General features: G+C 56.6%; 13 protein-coding genes. 5 read left to right on the forward strand and 8 right to left on the reverse strand.

Features of this window, described 5'->3' with window-relative positions:
- Positions 1-42: 42 nt before the first annotated feature.
- The 4 genes from G5358_RS08645 to G5358_RS08660 form a co-directional block, all read right to left on the reverse strand.
- On the reverse strand, positions 43-339 hold the full coding sequence (locus tag G5358_RS08645) for a putative quinol monooxygenase (RefSeq protein WP_064336428.1): 297 nt from the start codon (positions 337-339) through the stop codon (positions 43-45).
- Positions 340-490: 151 nt separating this feature from the next.
- On the reverse strand, positions 491-1,045 hold the full coding sequence (locus tag G5358_RS08650; RefSeq protein WP_136501583.1) for a hypothetical protein: 555 nt from the start codon (positions 1,043-1,045) through the stop codon (positions 491-493).
- Positions 1,046-1,528: 483 nt separating this feature from the next.
- Positions 1,529-1,795, reverse strand: a complete 267-nt coding sequence (locus G5358_RS08655) for a VOC family protein (RefSeq protein WP_216953296.1) — start codon at positions 1,793-1,795, stop codon at positions 1,529-1,531.
- A complete protein-coding gene (locus G5358_RS08660; RefSeq protein ID WP_216953297.1) occupies positions 1,782-2,180 on the reverse strand; it encodes a DUF6404 family protein in 399 nt (132 codons plus the stop codon). The genes G5358_RS08655 and G5358_RS08660 overlap by 14 nt, the downstream gene beginning before the upstream one ends.
- A gap of 195 nt (positions 2,181-2,375) precedes the next feature.
- Here G5358_RS08660 and G5358_RS08665 point away from each other — a divergent pair, with 195 nt between their 5' ends.
- Entirely contained in the window at positions 2,376-3,278 is a 903-nt protein-coding gene (locus tag G5358_RS08665; protein WP_042081961.1) for a LysR substrate-binding domain-containing protein, read from the forward strand.
- Positions 3,279-3,449: 171 nt separating this feature from the next.
- Here G5358_RS08665 and G5358_RS08670 read toward each other — a convergent pair whose 3' ends face one another.
- The 4 genes from G5358_RS08670 to G5358_RS08685 all read right to left on the reverse strand — a co-directional run bounded on the left by G5358_RS08670 (position 3,450) and on the right by G5358_RS08685 (position 8,476).
- Positions 3,450-3,683 carry a hypothetical protein gene (locus G5358_RS08670; protein ID WP_323912228.1) on the reverse strand — a complete coding sequence of 78 codons (234 nt, stop codon included), beginning with the start codon at positions 3,681-3,683 and terminating at the stop codon, positions 3,450-3,452.
- A gap of 193 nt (positions 3,684-3,876) precedes the next feature.
- Positions 3,877-5,853 (reverse strand): methyl-accepting chemotaxis protein, encoded by a 1,977-nt coding sequence (locus G5358_RS08675; RefSeq protein WP_421262841.1) that lies wholly within the window; start codon positions 5,851-5,853, stop codon positions 3,877-3,879.
- Between the two features lie 217 nt (positions 5,854-6,070).
- Entirely contained in the window at positions 6,071-7,573 is a 1,503-nt protein-coding gene (glpK, locus tag G5358_RS08680; RefSeq protein WP_266135069.1) for a glycerol kinase GlpK, read from the reverse strand.
- Between the two features lie 54 nt (positions 7,574-7,627).
- Positions 7,628-8,476, reverse strand: coding sequence for an MIP/aquaporin family protein (locus G5358_RS08685; protein WP_005350866.1), 849 nt, complete (start codon positions 8,474-8,476; stop codon positions 7,628-7,630).
- A gap of 489 nt (positions 8,477-8,965) precedes the next feature.
- On the opposite strand from G5358_RS08685, the gene glpT reads away from it, so the two are divergent.
- The 4 genes from glpT to glpQ all read left to right on the forward strand — a co-directional run bounded on the left by glpT (position 8,966) and on the right by glpQ (position 14,185).
- A complete protein-coding gene (gene glpT / locus G5358_RS08690; RefSeq protein ID WP_042056318.1) occupies positions 8,966-10,324 on the forward strand; it encodes a glycerol-3-phosphate transporter in 1,359 nt (452 codons plus the stop codon).
- 102 nt (positions 10,325-10,426) lie between these two features.
- Entirely contained in the window at positions 10,427-11,185 is a 759-nt protein-coding gene (locus tag G5358_RS08695) for a DeoR/GlpR family transcriptional regulator (protein ID WP_005347045.1), read from the forward strand.
- Between the two features lie 317 nt (positions 11,186-11,502).
- Entirely contained in the window at positions 11,503-12,990 is a 1,488-nt protein-coding gene (gene glpD / locus G5358_RS08700) for a glycerol-3-phosphate dehydrogenase (RefSeq protein ID WP_139406516.1), read from the forward strand.
- 106 nt (positions 12,991-13,096) lie between these two features.
- Positions 13,097-14,185 (forward strand): glycerophosphodiester phosphodiesterase, encoded by a 1,089-nt coding sequence (gene glpQ, locus G5358_RS08705; protein ID WP_005337531.1) that lies wholly within the window; start codon positions 13,097-13,099, stop codon positions 14,183-14,185.
- The last annotated feature ends 246 nt before the right edge of the window (positions 14,186-14,431 follow it).

Genomic DNA, 14,431 nt, shown 5'->3' on the forward strand with positions numbered 1-14,431 from the left:
TTGGCCCTTGATGGGCTGAACAGAAACAGGCTCTAGGGCCAGTCAGGCGCCCAGTGGCTGATAGCGGCGAATGGTGCTGCTGGCAAACCAGGGCTCGGCCTTGGCGACAAATTCGGTAAAGTGGGGTTGGCCCTGATGGGCGGTGAGGGCCGCTTCGCTCTCCCACACTTCGTAGAGCATCCAGCTGTGGGGATTGTCCAAGTCTTGGTGCAACTGATAGCGCTGGCAGCCCGCCTCTTGCAGCGTGGCCGCAATCAGCGGCTCAAGGGCGGCGCGAAACTGGGCGGCGAATTCGGGTTTGGCTTCAAGCTGGGCAATCACAATCACGGGTGATGACATCTGAACCTCCTTGGCAAAAACGAAGGGTCAGTATGCCTGTCGTGACTTGCTGGAAACAGGGCGCTGGTCGGAAAACAGTATTGAGGGGAGAGCAGCAATGGGGTAATCCAGGACATATAAGAGGAATACGCTAATGACCTCATTACACGAATCAACAATTTATTTTTTTAGTTTCTAAGTTTCGACCTATTCTGATTGCAAGCGTCAGGATCTTATGTGCTTCTACATAAGCTTCGATTGTAGGTGATTTGCTGAATGTTCCATCCATCTTAACATCTTGAACTATTGCATCTACTAAATGATGAAAGTTAATAATTTGCTTCGATGTTTCATGATCTACCACGCCCAAATGTTTACAGTTTTCTTGATATACTCTGGAATAATGAGGCGGGATATCGGAGGCTAATATGTATGTATCATCTGGATTTTCTTTTAAATGAGCAATGGCGTTATTGATACTGTCAAGAAACCCTCTTGTTTCCATTAAATTAAGTAATGCGGATATTTCGGTAATCAGAGATCTTGTAATTTGTAATGAAAACATTTTCTCTTTTTTACGTTCAATTATGCTAGAAGTAATAATTGAACTGAGCGAACCCAAAACTGCACCGCCAAGGGCTGCAATAACTGGAATCCATTCGTTCGATCCTTTACTTCCAATAGCCTTGATTGATTCAGTTACAAGATTAATTTCTTCTGGGCTCATAGAACACCTTTTATAAAATTGCCATATAGATGGCATGATATTCTACTGTAATTACCTTCAAAATAACACCTTGAAATTTTGATGTAATCTGACAGCCATCTGCATCTGCAATAGAATGTAATAATATTTGTTGGGAACTGTGTCTTAAATGCCATGATTAAGTCAAGAACACGTAATATGAAATGAACACTTCACCTGTTTTTTTCAAAAAAACGGTTCGGTGTTTTCTTTTATAAACCTTTCGGATATGTAGTAGAGAACGATATTATGAATAATATGGATGTAGATTGTTTCACTTCGTCCAGTATTATCAGGCGCTAAATAGCTGTTCCGAATAATAGATCACTGCACTCGTACAGCTTCTACAAGTGACATTGAGCACGCATCGTGCGCTAAGCCTTGTCACTTCAGGCTTTCTCGCCAGATTGCACAAATGCCTTACGCCACAAGGCTTCCGGCAAGATGGAGCACTATTAGGATCAGTTATTTAGCTTGCACCGACCAGACCGCAAACTCATTGCCGCTGGGTTCAACGAAGTGGAAACGGCGTCCACCGGGGAAGTCGAATAGTGGGCGATTGATGGTGCCACCGTGTTGGCTTACCTTGGCTTGGGTCGTTTCAATATCGGCGCTGTAGTCGGGGCCGTAACCGACAAACTGCCAGCCAAATACGGCTTGAAAGAATGCTTTGGTCGCGGCGAGATCCCTGGCCGCAAACTCCACATAGTTCAATTTTTCATGGGCTTTCATGCAGTTCGTCTCCCTCATCATCAGCATCGCTGGGTTCAGCAAGTTGTTCCCACGGGGTCAGTTTAAGCTGCTTGCGCCGTAGCCAGAGCCAAGATGCCATGGTCAGGCCGCAGAATCCCGCAAACAGGGCTGTTTGGCGCAGGGCAAACAGCGGATCTATCCCCATGGGGTGCCAACTGAAAAACCACATCGCCATGCCCCATACCAGACCAATGCCTACCCCGAATAGCAGAACGTTGGTTAGCCAACCCTCATAGTGAGGCGGTTTGACGGGATAACCGAACCTGCGCAGCAGTCTGCACAGCGGTGGATTGTAGTTGGCATGCCATACCCCTTTGTTAGCCAGCTCCTGATGGGCGGCGGCCAGCCGTTCTTCAAATGTCATGGTATTCATCCTTGTGAAATAAGTGGTGCCATACGGTGCTTTTCTGGCTGCATTGTACTGACAAATCGCGGGCATGATGTGGGCTCGCGGTCACGTTCTTTCTCTGTAGAAAAAAAGAACTGGCCTCACCGCACGCTTGCCAATCCACAGCGGCTGCGCCTATAAAGGCCCATTACTCTTGTCCGGATAACAGCAATGAAGACCCATTCTGATGAACTGACCCTGTTTGTGGCGGTGGTGGAGGCGGGCAGTTTTCGCCAGGCGGCGGAGAACCTCGGCATGGACAACTCGGTGGTGAGCCGTGGCATCAAGCGGCTGGAGGAGAAGCTCTCAACCGTGCTGCTCAATCGCACCACCCGCCGGGTCAGCCTGACCGAGGAGGGGAGCTGGTTCTATCAGCGGGCGGTGAAGATCCTGACCGAGATGAGCGAGGCGGAGGGGCATCTGCTGATGCGCCGGGAGCAGCCGGAGGGGATCTTGCGGGTCGATGCGGCCACTCCCTTTATCCTGCACCGGCTGGTGCCGATCATCGGCGAGTTTCGTCGTCGTTATCCTGCCATCGAGTTGCAGCTGCACAGCTCGGAGGGCTTTATCAATCTGATGGAGCGGCGGGTGGACATGGCCATCCGCATCGGCGAGCTGACCGACTCCTCCCTGCGTGCGCTGCCGCTGGGCCGTTCGCGGTTGCGGCTGCTGGCCTCTCCCGCCTATTTGAGCGAGCGCGGCACCCCGCGCCAACCGGCGGATCTGCTGAGCGGTCACGAGTTGCTTGGCTTTTTGCATCCCGATCACCTCAACCACTGGCCGCTGCTCAGTGCCGAGCAGGGTGATCGCTTTGCCATCACCCCCAGTCTGCGTGCCAGCAGCGGCGAAACTTTGCGTCAGCTAGCGCTGGCGGGGCAGGGGATCGTTTGTCTGTCGGATTTCATGACTGGGCCGGATCGGGAGAGCGGCGCGCTGGTGGAGGTGCTGGCCCGCAGCAACAGTGGCGCCTCGCGACCCATCAACGCGGTCTTCTACTCTGATGCCCAGCGGGATATCCGATTGCGGGTCTGGCTCGATTTTCTTAAAGAGCAGCTTGGCAGCCATACCCTGTAGTTCAGGTTGGTTTGTGCGGTTTGTTTGAACGGTTCGTCGCTGCGGTTTGCTTGGCGAAGAACAAGCCGCACCCTCGTTGCGGCCCATCAGCATTAGCCTGGCGGCAGATAAACAGACGGCCGACTTGAGGGTCGGCCGCCGGTTCGGGAAGGTGTGTGAGGTGAAGCGCAGTTAGCGGGGGGGGTTGCCCCATACCCAGCTGAGCAAGGCGCCGCCGATCACCGGCGGAATGGCCAGCAGCAGGGTCCACTGCCAGGAGAGGCCGCCGACGGTGGCGGCCAGTACGATGCAGGTGAGCACCACCAGTTGGGCCACCATCATCAGGAAGGTGCCTTCGCGGGGGGTCAGGGTCTCTTTTTGAGTGGCGACGTGGGCTACGGGCGCTTGATTGGTGGTGGGTTTCATGGCGATATCCCTCTGTTGAGTCTGATATCACTAAGCAATGGCCGTTCCACATTTTTTCATGTTAATTATCAATGACTTGCAAGTCTTGTCGTCATTCCCGTTTCGAGAGCGCAGGCAAAATGATTTGCAAAATGAAAACGCCACCCTGCGGTGGCGTCTTGGTTATTGAGAGGGAGAGGGGGAAGCGCCGGGCCTAGCCAATCCGGTATTGGCGGATCTGCTCGTCGATGGCTTTGGCCAGTTCGAACAGTTCGCGGCTGGCGGCATTGCTCTCCTCTGCGTGTTCACGCTGATGCTCGGCCACCATGGCGAGCTCGTCAAGCGCAGCTCTGGCTTGCCCCATCTGTTGATCCTGAGCTTGTGCCAGCGCGCTGATTTCGTTGAGTTCCCTTGCTGTCTGGTTAATTTGGCTGGTGGCATCGACCAGCACCTCTCGGGCTTGATGCATCCGGCTATAGCCCTCTTCGCTCAGGGTGTGGGAGCCTGCCATCGAGCTGCTGGCCTGCCGGGTACCCTCCTGCAGACGCAAGATAAGATCCTGCACATCCTTGGTGGCGGTCTGGGTGCGCACCGCCAGTTGGCGCACCTCGTCGGCCACCACCGCAAAGCCCCGCCCCATATCCCCTGCCCGGGCAGCCTCGATAGCGGCATTGAGGGCCAGCAGGTTGGTCTGGTTCGAGACATCGCGGATGAGGTTCATGATCTGGGTGATGTTGTTGCTGTCCTTGACCACCTCTTCAAGCAGTGCGGACGAGGTGCCGATGCTGCTGCGCAAAGTATCGAGACGATCGGCACTCTGGATCACATCCTGTTCGACACTGAGCATGTGGTCAGCGATGCGCCGGGTCACGTCGCTGACCCCCTCGGAACGGCTGGCGATCTGCTCGGCATTGCTGCCGATAGCAGCGACTACATTGGTCAGTTCTTGGATGCTCCTTGCCTGCTGGCACGCTTCTCCCGCCAGTGCCTGCGCCTGATGAAGGGTTTGCGAGGATTGGGCGGAGAGGGCACTCCCCGATTGTTGGAAGCGGGAGAAGCTCTGGTTAAGACTCTGGATCAGCCGGTTGAAGCTCTGGGCCATCTGGCCCAGCTCCGACTCGTCGGAGAAGTCGAGGCGGGTCGCCAGATCCCGATCGGCGGTGATGTGGTGCATGCCATCGGCAGCCTGACGAATCGGGCGACTGATGGAGTGAGCCAACCAGGCGGAGGCCAGCATCGCCAGAGTGCCGATGGCGAGCGACACCATGATGATTAGCTGGCGTGACTCATGTAATCCCTCTTCCAACTCGGCGCTGTTGATCTCGCCAATCAGCAGCCGGTTGAGGGTGGGGATGTAGCGTACAGCAAGAAGGTAGGTTTCTCCCTCCAGCGTCAGTGCCTCAACTGCCACCTGTTCCCCAGCCTTGGGGATAAGCCGTTTGACGGTATCGAGAAAGGATTGTTGATGGTGAGCGGCATCTTTTTGCTCCAGTGCGGGGTGGATCTCGATATTGCCTTCCATGTCCGCCAGATAGACCTGACCGCTCTTGCCGATCCGATAGCTGCTGATGAGCTTGCTCAGGGTGCTCATGTCGATGGAGGTACCGGTCACCGCCAGGGTATTGCCCTCGTGGGTGACGGCGGTGTTGATATAGAGGGAGGCTCGCTGGTTGAAATCGGAGATGTCGAGGTTCAGTTCGTAAGGTTGATTGCGCTGGAGAAAACCGTAAAACCACTCATCTTTCGGGTCTGACTCGCTCAGCGCTTTCTGGGCGGTGGGGCCGTCACTGAAGTTGAGCAAGGTGTTGGTCTGGCGAGGGGCAATAAAGACGTTACCGCCGAGACGCCGTTGCAGAGCCTGAAAGTAGCGCTCCATCTCGGGCCACTCAGCTTCTGGCATGCCAGCGGTCAGCCAGTCGATGACGAAGCTGTTGCTGGCGAGCGCTTGCGCCTCGGTCAGGTGCTGGGTCAGCTGGGCGGTCAGCTGGTTGGCAATGCGGTCCACACTGCTTGGCAGCTCATAGCGTTCGACCCGCTGTTGTGCCTGCGTGTGGGATATCTGCTCGAGGATCAGGGTGATGCAACTGATGGCGATAACCATCAGTATCGCTACGCCGGAGAGGATCCGGGTGCGGATCCCGAGCCCTGACCAGAGTGAGTGCAGTGTAAAACGGTGTATCGCCCTCTCCATATTTCTCTCCTCCATAAAGAAAGGCCGCATATGCGACCCAGATGATGATTATAGATAGAGAACTCAATTGTGTTGTGACGGTTGGTGAGAACAAGATTCACCAGATAAAAACAGGGGGAGCAACGGGAGGGGAGGGCCGGCAAGGGGTAGACAAAAAGAGGCCGACGTGATGGTCGGCCTCCTTGGTGTTTATCTCAACGGAATGTCGGGAGCCCGATCAATCCTCTTCAGCCCAACGGCGTGAACGCTCAACCGCTTTTTTCCAGCCGTTGTAGCGCTTGGCGCGATCGTCTCTGTCCATCTGCGGGATGAACTCGCGGTCCACGCTGAACTTGTCTTCCAGCTCGTCGGAGCTCTTCCAGAAGCCGACTGCCAGACCCGCTAGGAAGGCGGCGCCCATGGCGGTGGTCTCGATGCGGGTCGGACGCACCACCGGGGTGTGCATCATGTCGGCCTGGAACTGCATCAGGAAGTCGTTGGCTACCGCGCCACCGTCGACCTTGAGGGCGGCCAGCTTGATGCCGGAGTCCTGCTGCATCGCATCCAGCACATCGCGGCTCTGATAGGCGATGGATTCCAGCGCGGCACGGATGATGTGGTTGCGGTTGGCGCCACGGGTCAGGCCGACCATGGTGCCGCGAGCATAGGGATCCCAGTAGGGCGCGCCTAGGCCGACGAAGGCCGGTACCAGATAGACGCCGTTGGTGTCACCCACCTTGGAGGCGAAGTAGTCGGTATCGCGGGCATCGTGAATGATCTTCAGCTCGTCACGCAGCCACTGGATGGTGGCGCCGCCCATAAACACCGCACCTTCCAGCGCGTAGTTCACTTCCCCTTTCGGGCCGATGGCAACGGTAGTCAGCAGGCCGTTGCTGGAGCGAACCGGCTCGGTACCGGTGTTCATCAGCATGAAGCAGCCGGTGCCGTAGGTGTTCTTGGCCATCCCTTTTTCAAAGCAGAGCTGGCCGAACAGGGCAGACTGCTGGTCACCGGCGATACCGGCGATGGGGATGCGGGAGCCGCCGCCACGGGTGGTGTAGCCGTACACTTCGGAAGAGGGTTTCACTTCCGGCAGCATGGACATGGGGATGCCCAGCTCGTCCAGCATCTTCTGATCCCACTTCAGCTCGCGGATGTTGTAGAGCATGGTACGGGAGGCGTTGGTCGGGTCGGTGACGTGCACTTCGCCATTGGTCATCTTCCAGACCAGCCAGGTATCGATGGTGCCAAACAGCAGCTCCCCGTTCATCGCCTTCTCGCGGGCACCTTCCACGTTGTCGAGGATCCACTTCACCTTGGTACCGGAGAAGTAGGCATCCAGCACCAGACCGGTGTTCTCGCGAACGTACTCTTCCAGACCGCGTGCTTTCAGCTCCTCGCAGATGGCGGCGGTACGGCGGCACTGCCAGACGATGGCGTTGTAAATGGGCTTGCCGGTGGCCTTTTCCCATACCACTGTGGTTTCACGCTGGTTGGTGATACCGATGGCGGCGATCTCTTCGCTGCGCAGGCCTGTCTTGGCCAGCACTTCGGTAAAGACGGAGGATTGGGTCGCCCAGATCTCCATCGGGTCGTGCTCTACCCAGCCCGCTTTCGGGTAGTGCTGGGTGAATTCGCGCTGGGAGGTACCGACAATGTTGGCATCCTGATCAAACACGATGGCGCGGGAAGAGGTGGTTCCCTGGTCCAGAGCGACGACATATTTCTTTTCAGCAGACATGATGTTCTCCACGTTTCTATTTTCCACGTTTTTATACGTTGGAGGGGGCCGCTCTTATGCGGCAGCCTCTTCTTTGGCGGTTTGGGTCGCTTGCTCGGTGGTGACGACACGGTTGCCCGGGACGCAGGGAGCCAGCACTTTGACATACAGAGCGGTACCAATCTGGGCGCCAACGATGGGGCCAAGGATCGGAACCCAGAAGTAGGGGTTGTCACGACCACCGGTCAGGGCAACATCACCCCAGCCAGCAAAGAACGCGAACAGTTTCGGACCAAAGTCACGGGCCGGGTTCATGGCAAAACCGGTTAACGGGCCAAGGGAGGCACCGATCACCGCGATCAGGATACCGATCAGCAGGGCGGCAGCGAAACCCTTGGGGGCGCCGTTGTTGTTGTCACCCAGCGCCATGATGCCCAGCATCAGGACAGCGGTGATCACCAGCTCGACGGCAAAAGCTTGCATGTTGGTCAGCAGGGCATTGGGGTAGGTGGAGAAGATCCCGGCGGTGCCGAGGCTCTCGACACTGCCGCGCACCACGTTATGGGTCACTTCCCATTGGGTGAAAAGGTTACCATAAAGGAAGTAGACAAGGGCGGCGAAGCAGAAGGCACCGGCCATCTGGGCGATGATGTAGGGCACCACCTTGCGCTTGTCGAAACCGCAGAAGGTCATCAGCGCCAGGGTGACGGCCGGGTTCAGGTGGGCACCTGAAATACCGCCGGTCACATAGATGGCGATGGCCACGCCCAGACCCCAGGTAATGGAAATTTCCCACTGCCCGAAGTTGGCGCCTGCCAGCACCAGTGCCGCCACACATCCGACACCGAAAAATATCAGCAGGCCGGTTCCGATAAACTCGGCGATGCACTCGCCAAGCAGGGTATTGGGTCTTTGTATGCTCATACTTTTATTCCTTATATCCACCCGTAGAGGTTTGATGTTCCGTTCTATCTTTTTGTGTCTATCCGTTGCTGCCGAAAACGTTTCCTTGTTGTTTTTGCGTCTTGCGCAAACGTTATGCTCGTTTGCGCTCGTTATCGGTCGTGACAGAAAATAACCCTTCCCAATAATTTCACCATCCCCCCTCCATAGGAAATGTGGACAAGATCCCACTCATTGCTAAGAAAATGTGACGTAAAGCATCTTGATAACCGCCAGTTACCACTTAGGGGGTAGCTTGCAACCCTTGCCACACAAGGGCTGGCGCTTGCTGAGTGATTTCTCATTTGGAGCTTTTATTTGTAATAAAACTGCAATATTTGAGCATGCATCACAGATTAAATGAGCGCATATGAGCACAATAGGCTCGCTTGCGAATCAGTGGACTCACATGATTCGTTGGAATGGTCAGGGCATCCTCAACCGCCCATAACAACAATAAGGAAGCAGAACATGCTTAGTCTCTTCAGGCCTGCGGCGCACATCGACAGGCTCCCGGCTGACAAGGTCGACCCCTTCTACAAACGCATGCGTTGGCAGGTGTTTTTCGGGATCTTCTTCGGTTACGCCGGCTACTATCTGGTACGGAAAAACTTCAGTCTGGCGATGCCCTATCTGATCGAGCAGGGCTTCTCCCGTGGTGATCTCGGTTTCGCGCTCTCCGGGGTCTCCATCGCTTACGGTTTGTCCAAGTTCCTGATGGGGAACGTCTCTGACCGTTCCAACGCCCGTTACTTCCTCTCCGCCGGTCTGCTGCTCTCGGCTGCCATCATGTTCATGATGGGTACCATGCACTGGGCCACCTCCAGCATTGCCATCATGTTTGTGCTGTTGTTCCTGAACGGTTGGGCACAGGGCATGGGCTGGCCGCCCTGCGGTCGCACCATGGTGCACTGGTGGTCGCAGAAAGAGCGCGGCGAAGTGGTTGCGGTCTGGAACGTGGCCCACAACGTGGGTGGCGGCATGATTGGCCCGCTGTTTATCCTCGGGATGGGTTGGTTCAACGACTGGCGCAGCGCCTTCTATGTGCCTGCGGCTGCGGCGGCCGCCATCGCGGTGATCGCCTTCTTCGTGATGCGTGATACCCCGCAATCGGTCGGTCTGCCTCCTATCGAGGAGTACAAGAACGACTATCCGAAGGATTACAACGAGAGCCACGAGCAGGAGTTTTCCGCCAAGGAGATCTTCGTCAAGTACGTGCTGCACAACAAACTGCTGTGGTACATCGCGATCGCCAACGCTTTCGTTTACCTCATTCGTTACGGTGTGCTTGACTGGGCGCCAACCTACCTGAAAGAGGCCAAGCACTTCACCGTCGACAACTCCTCCTGGGCTTACTTCCTCTACGAGTGGGCCGGTATTCCGGGCACCCTGCTGTGTGGCTGGATCTCTGACAAGATGTTCCAGGGCCGCCGTGCCCCGGCCGGTATCCTGTTCATGGTGCTGGTGACCCTGGCTGTGCTGGTTTACTGGTTCAACCCGGCCGGCAACCCGACCATCGACATGATGGCGCTGGTGGCTATCGGCTTCCTGATCTACGGCCCTGTCATGCTGATCGGCCTCTATGCTCTTGAGCTGGCACCGAAGAAAGCAGCCGGTACTGCGGCAGGTTTCACCGGTCTGTTCGGTTATCTGGGCGGCGCCGTGGCAGCCAACGCCATGCTGGGTTATACCGTTGACCACTTCGGTTGGGATGGCGGCTTCATGGTGCTGACCGTCTCCTGCGTGCTCTCCATCATCCTGCTGGCGATGACCCTCAAGCATGAGAACATTGCCGTTACGGCCAAGAAAGCGGCTGCCCATAAGGCATAAAACGTGATCCTCAGCTTATTGATCCCAAAGGGGATCAGGTAAACTGCCAAAAGGCCCCGCATCTGCCGGGGCCTTTTTTTGTCTCATCATCGGAGTGCAAGCGTGAAGCAAACCCAACGACATCTGGAGATCCTGGACGTCCTGACGCGGCAGGGATTTGTCTCGACCGACGATCTGGTGACCCACTTTGACGTCAGCCCCCAGACCATTCGCCGGGATCTGAACGATCTCGCCGAACAGAACAAGATCCGGCGCCATCATGGCGGTGCCTCCCTGCATTCGAGTACCGTCAATACCGCCTATAGCGCCCGTAAAGTGATGCAACTCAAGGAGAAAGAGCGCATCGCCCGCGAGGTCGCGGCCAATATTCCCGACGGCTCATCGCTCTTTATCGACATAGGTACCACCACCGAGGCGATTGCCCGCGCCCTGCTCGATCACCGTGAGCTGCGCATCGTCACCAACAACCTCAACGTGGCCAGTATCCTGACGGCCAAGGATGACTTCACCGTCATCATCGCCGGTGGCGAGATCCGCAACCGCGATGGCGGCATCGTGGGGGAGGCGACCCGCGACTTCATCGGTCAGTTTCGCATGGACTATGGTGTCATCGGGATTTCGGGGATCGACAACGACGGCTCCCTGCTCGATTTCGACTATCACGAGGTGAAGATCGCCCAGGCCATCATCGCCCACTCCCGTCAGGTGTTCCTGGCCGCCGACCACACCAAGTTTGGTCGCAACGCCATGGTCAATCTGGGCAATCTCAGCCAGATCCACGCCCTCTTTACCGATCAGGAGCCACCGGAAAAGCTGACGCGATTGATGGCGCAACACCAGATCGCTTGCCACATCTGCTGACGGCGAAACACGCCAAGGCTGTGCCGGTCGCCCGTCAGGGCGGCCTCCTTTCTTTTTCTCTCCCCCAGCCCCGCACTCATCTCACCCCTTTATAGATATTGCAAAAACCACTATTCAATCTGTTTTTTTTGGCTATTAACCCGCCGATGTTGGCCCGACGTCATTTGCTCCGCTGACCTGTCCCCTTTGCCACCTCTCGCGGGCTGTGGCGATCACACTTTCATCATAAAATGTTCGTTTGTTGTATTTTCATGTTCTAAAATGAGCGAAATCAAACATTACTGTTATAGCAATCATAAAAATGAAAGTAGGTGAACATGAGCGAACATTATGATCTGGTCGTCGTCGGTGGCGGCATCAACGGGGTCGGTATCGCAGCCGATGCGGCAGGACGGGGTCTGAAGGTTGCCCTGTTTGAGGCGCAAGATCTCGCCTCTGCCACCTCGTCCAACTCCAGCAAGCTGATCCACGGCGGTTTGCGCTATCTCGAGCATTACGAATTCCGGCTGGTGAAAGAGGCGTTGGCGGAGCGTGAGGTGCTGCTCGGTATGGCGCCTCACATCGCTCGTCCCATGCGTTTTCGCCTGCCGCACCGCCCGCACCTGCGTCCGGCCTGGATGATCCGCGCCGGTCTGTTCCTCTATGACAATCTGGCCAAGCGCGACAAGCTCAAGGGGAGCTGCGGTGTGCGCTTTCTGCCGCAAGATGGCTTGACCGCGGGGATCAACAAGGGGTTTGAATACTCGGACGCCTGGGTCGATGACGCCCGGCTGGTGGTGCTCAATGCCATGATGGCCCGTGACAAGGGGGCCGACGTGCAGACCCGCACCCGTTGCATCAAGGCGGTGCGCGGTTCCAAACACTGGACGCTCACTTTGGAGCGGGAAGGGGGCGAGCAGTTCACCGTCACCTGCCGTGGTCTGGTCAATGCGGCGGGCCCCTGGGTCAAGACTTTCTATGACGAGAGCCTGCACGAGAAATCCCCCCGCGGCATTCGCCTTATTAAAGGCAGCCACATGATAGTGCCGCGCATCCATGAGCGCGAAGAGGCTTATATCCTGCAAAACGAGGACAACCGTATTGTCTTCGTCATCCCTTATCAGCAGGACTACTCCCTCATCGGCACCACGGATGTGGAGCACCACGGCAGTCCGCGGGAAGCGAAGATCAGCGAGGCCGAAATTACCTACCTGTGCAAGGTGGTCAACGCCCACTTCACTCGCCAAATTGCGCCGCAAGATGTGATCTGGACCTATGCCGGGGTGCGTCCGCTCTGTGATGACGAGTCAGACTCGCCGCAAGCGGTGACTCGTGACTACACCCTCGAACTCTCTGGCGAATCCGACGGTGCGCCGCTCTTGTCGGTGTTTGGCGGCAAGCTCACCACCTATCGCAAGCTGGCGCAGGCCGCCTGCAACAAGCTCAAGCCCTGGTTCAGCCAGATGGGGGATGACTGGACGGCGACCAGCCGGCTGCCCGGCGGCGAGTTTGACTGCTCGGTTCGCGAGCTGGCCCGCGCTTTTGCACTGGAGTTTGACTGGCTCGATGATCGCAGCGCCCTGCGCATTGCCGAAGCTTATGGCGCCCATGCCCGTCTTTGGCTGAAAGAGGATCGCGGCATTCACTTCGGTGGCGGCCTGTACGAGTCGGAAGTGCGCTATCTCATCGAACGGGAGTGGGCCTGTTCACTGGACGATATCCTCTGGCGCCGCAGCAAGCTGGGGCTGCGCCTGAACGAGTCAGAGCAGCAGATGCTGCAGATCTGGCTCGACCAATACCATCAGGCTCTGCGCAAGGCGAGCTGATGTGTGACGGTGGGCAGTACGCTGCTGCCCACCGCTTTCCACCGTAAATATGCAACAAACCTCTGATAGAACAATTACTTACACACAATAATAAAGAGCATCACATATGAAAAAACTCGCCGTTTCCCTCATCGCCTTGAGCCTTGGGGCCTCCCTCTCATTACCCGTGTTGGCTGCCGATGAAGGCAAGGTGGTGATCGCCCACCGTGGCGCTTCCGGCTACCTGCCCGAGCATACCCTGGAGTCCAAGGCGCTGGCCTATGGCATGGGGGCCGACTATCTGGAGCAGGATCTGGTGATGACCAAGGATGACCAGCTGGTGGTGATGCACGATCACTTCCTCGATGGTATCACCGATGTGGCGGCGCGCTTCCCCGGTCGTGCCCGTCCGGACGGTCGTTATTATGTGGTGGATTTCACCCTGGACGAGGTGCGCTCCCTGCGTATGACCGAACCGTTCCAGCTGGTGGATGGCAAGCAGGTGCCGGTCTATCCGGCCCGCTTCCCGCTCTGGAAGTCAGACTTCAAGATCCATACCTTCCAGGAGGAGATCGAGATGATCCAGGGGCTCAACAAGAGCACCGGCAAGAACATCGGTATCTATCCGGAGATCAAAGCGCCCTGGCTGTTCCGTCACGAAGGCAAGGATATCTCCAAGGCGGTGCTGAAGGTGCTCAAGGAGTACGGCTATACCGGGAAGGATGACAAGGTCTATCTGCAGTGCTTCGATGCCGATGAACTCAAGCGCATCAACAGCGAGCTGATGCCCGCCATGGGTATGGATCTGAAACTGGTGCAGCTGATGGCCGAGACCGACTGGAACGAGACCATGGTCTACGACGCCAAGGGTAAGGCGACCCCCTACAACTATGACTGGATGTTCAAGCCGGGAGCGATGAAAACCATCGCCAGCTATGCCGAAGGGATTGGACCGTGGAAGCCGATGATCGTCACCGAGCCGGGCACTTTGGGCAAACCGGTCTTCACCGGCATGGTAAAAGAAGCCCATGCGGCGGGCCTGAAAGTTCACCCCTATACCTTCCGTCAGGATGAGGGGCAGATCCCGGCCTATGCCAAGGACTTCACCGATCTCCTTAACATCTTCCTCTATCAGGCTGATGTGGATGGGGTGTTCAGTGACTTCCCTGACAAGGCGGTGGCCGTCATCAAGGCCCATCAAGAGGCGGCCAAATAGCACTCTGGCGCCATTTGGATGCAAAGCGAGGCCAATTGGCCTCGCTTTTTGTTTCAGGTTCCTGTAACGGGAGTGTGCGCCCTGTCAGAAAATAGCCAGATCACGTCATGGTGTGCCGGATCTGCATCATTTTACGCAGTTTTTACGTAGCAGATCGCTGGCATGAAATCGGCAGAGCGGTTAGTCTAGCGGCGTTGAACCAACCCCATGAGGTACAGATGAAAACCGTATTGCGTTTTAGCCTGC

This window comes from Aeromonas sp. 604176, assembly GCF_049170755.1.
Lineage (GTDB): Bacteria > Pseudomonadota > Gammaproteobacteria > Enterobacterales > Aeromonadaceae > Aeromonas > Aeromonas veronii_A.

Bases quoted from the DNA above. Each gene is read 5' to 3' on its own strand.
- G5358_RS08685 (WP_005350866.1), bottom strand. From the start codon at position 8,476: ATGAGCATACAAAGACCCAATACCCTGCTTGGCGAGTGCATCGCCGAG.
- G5358_RS08670 (WP_323912228.1), bottom strand. From the start codon at position 3,683: ATGAAACCCACCACCAATCAAGCGCCCGTAGCCCACGTCGCCACTCAA.
- G5358_RS08675 (WP_421262841.1), bottom strand. From the start codon at position 5,853: ATGGAGAGGGCGATACACCGTTTTACACTGCACTCACTCTGGTCAGGG.
- G5358_RS08660 (WP_216953297.1), bottom strand. From the start codon at position 2,180: ATGACATTTGAAGAACGGCTGGCCGCCGCCCATCAGGAGCTGGCTAAC.
- G5358_RS08665 (WP_042081961.1), top strand. From the start codon at position 2,376: ATGAAGACCCATTCTGATGAACTGACCCTGTTTGTGGCGGTGGTGGAG.
- glpQ (WP_005337531.1), top strand. From the start codon at position 13,097: ATGAAAAAACTCGCCGTTTCCCTCATCGCCTTGAGCCTTGGGGCCTCC.
- glpT (WP_042056318.1), top strand. From the start codon at position 8,966: ATGCTTAGTCTCTTCAGGCCTGCGGCGCACATCGACAGGCTCCCGGCT.
- G5358_RS08645 (WP_064336428.1), bottom strand. From the start codon at position 339: ATGTCATCACCCGTGATTGTGATTGCCCAGCTTGAAGCCAAACCCGAA.
- G5358_RS08655 (WP_216953296.1), bottom strand. From the start codon at position 1,795: ATGAAAGCCCATGAAAAATTGAACTATGTGGAGTTTGCGGCCAGGGAT.
- G5358_RS08650 (WP_136501583.1), bottom strand. From the start codon at position 1,045: ATGAGCCCAGAAGAAATTAATCTTGTAACTGAATCAATCAAGGCTATT.
- glpK (WP_266135069.1), bottom strand. From the start codon at position 7,573: ATGTCTGCTGAAAAGAAATATGTCGTCGCTCTGGACCAGGGAACCACC.
- glpD (WP_139406516.1), top strand. From the start codon at position 11,503: ATGAGCGAACATTATGATCTGGTCGTCGTCGGTGGCGGCATCAACGGG.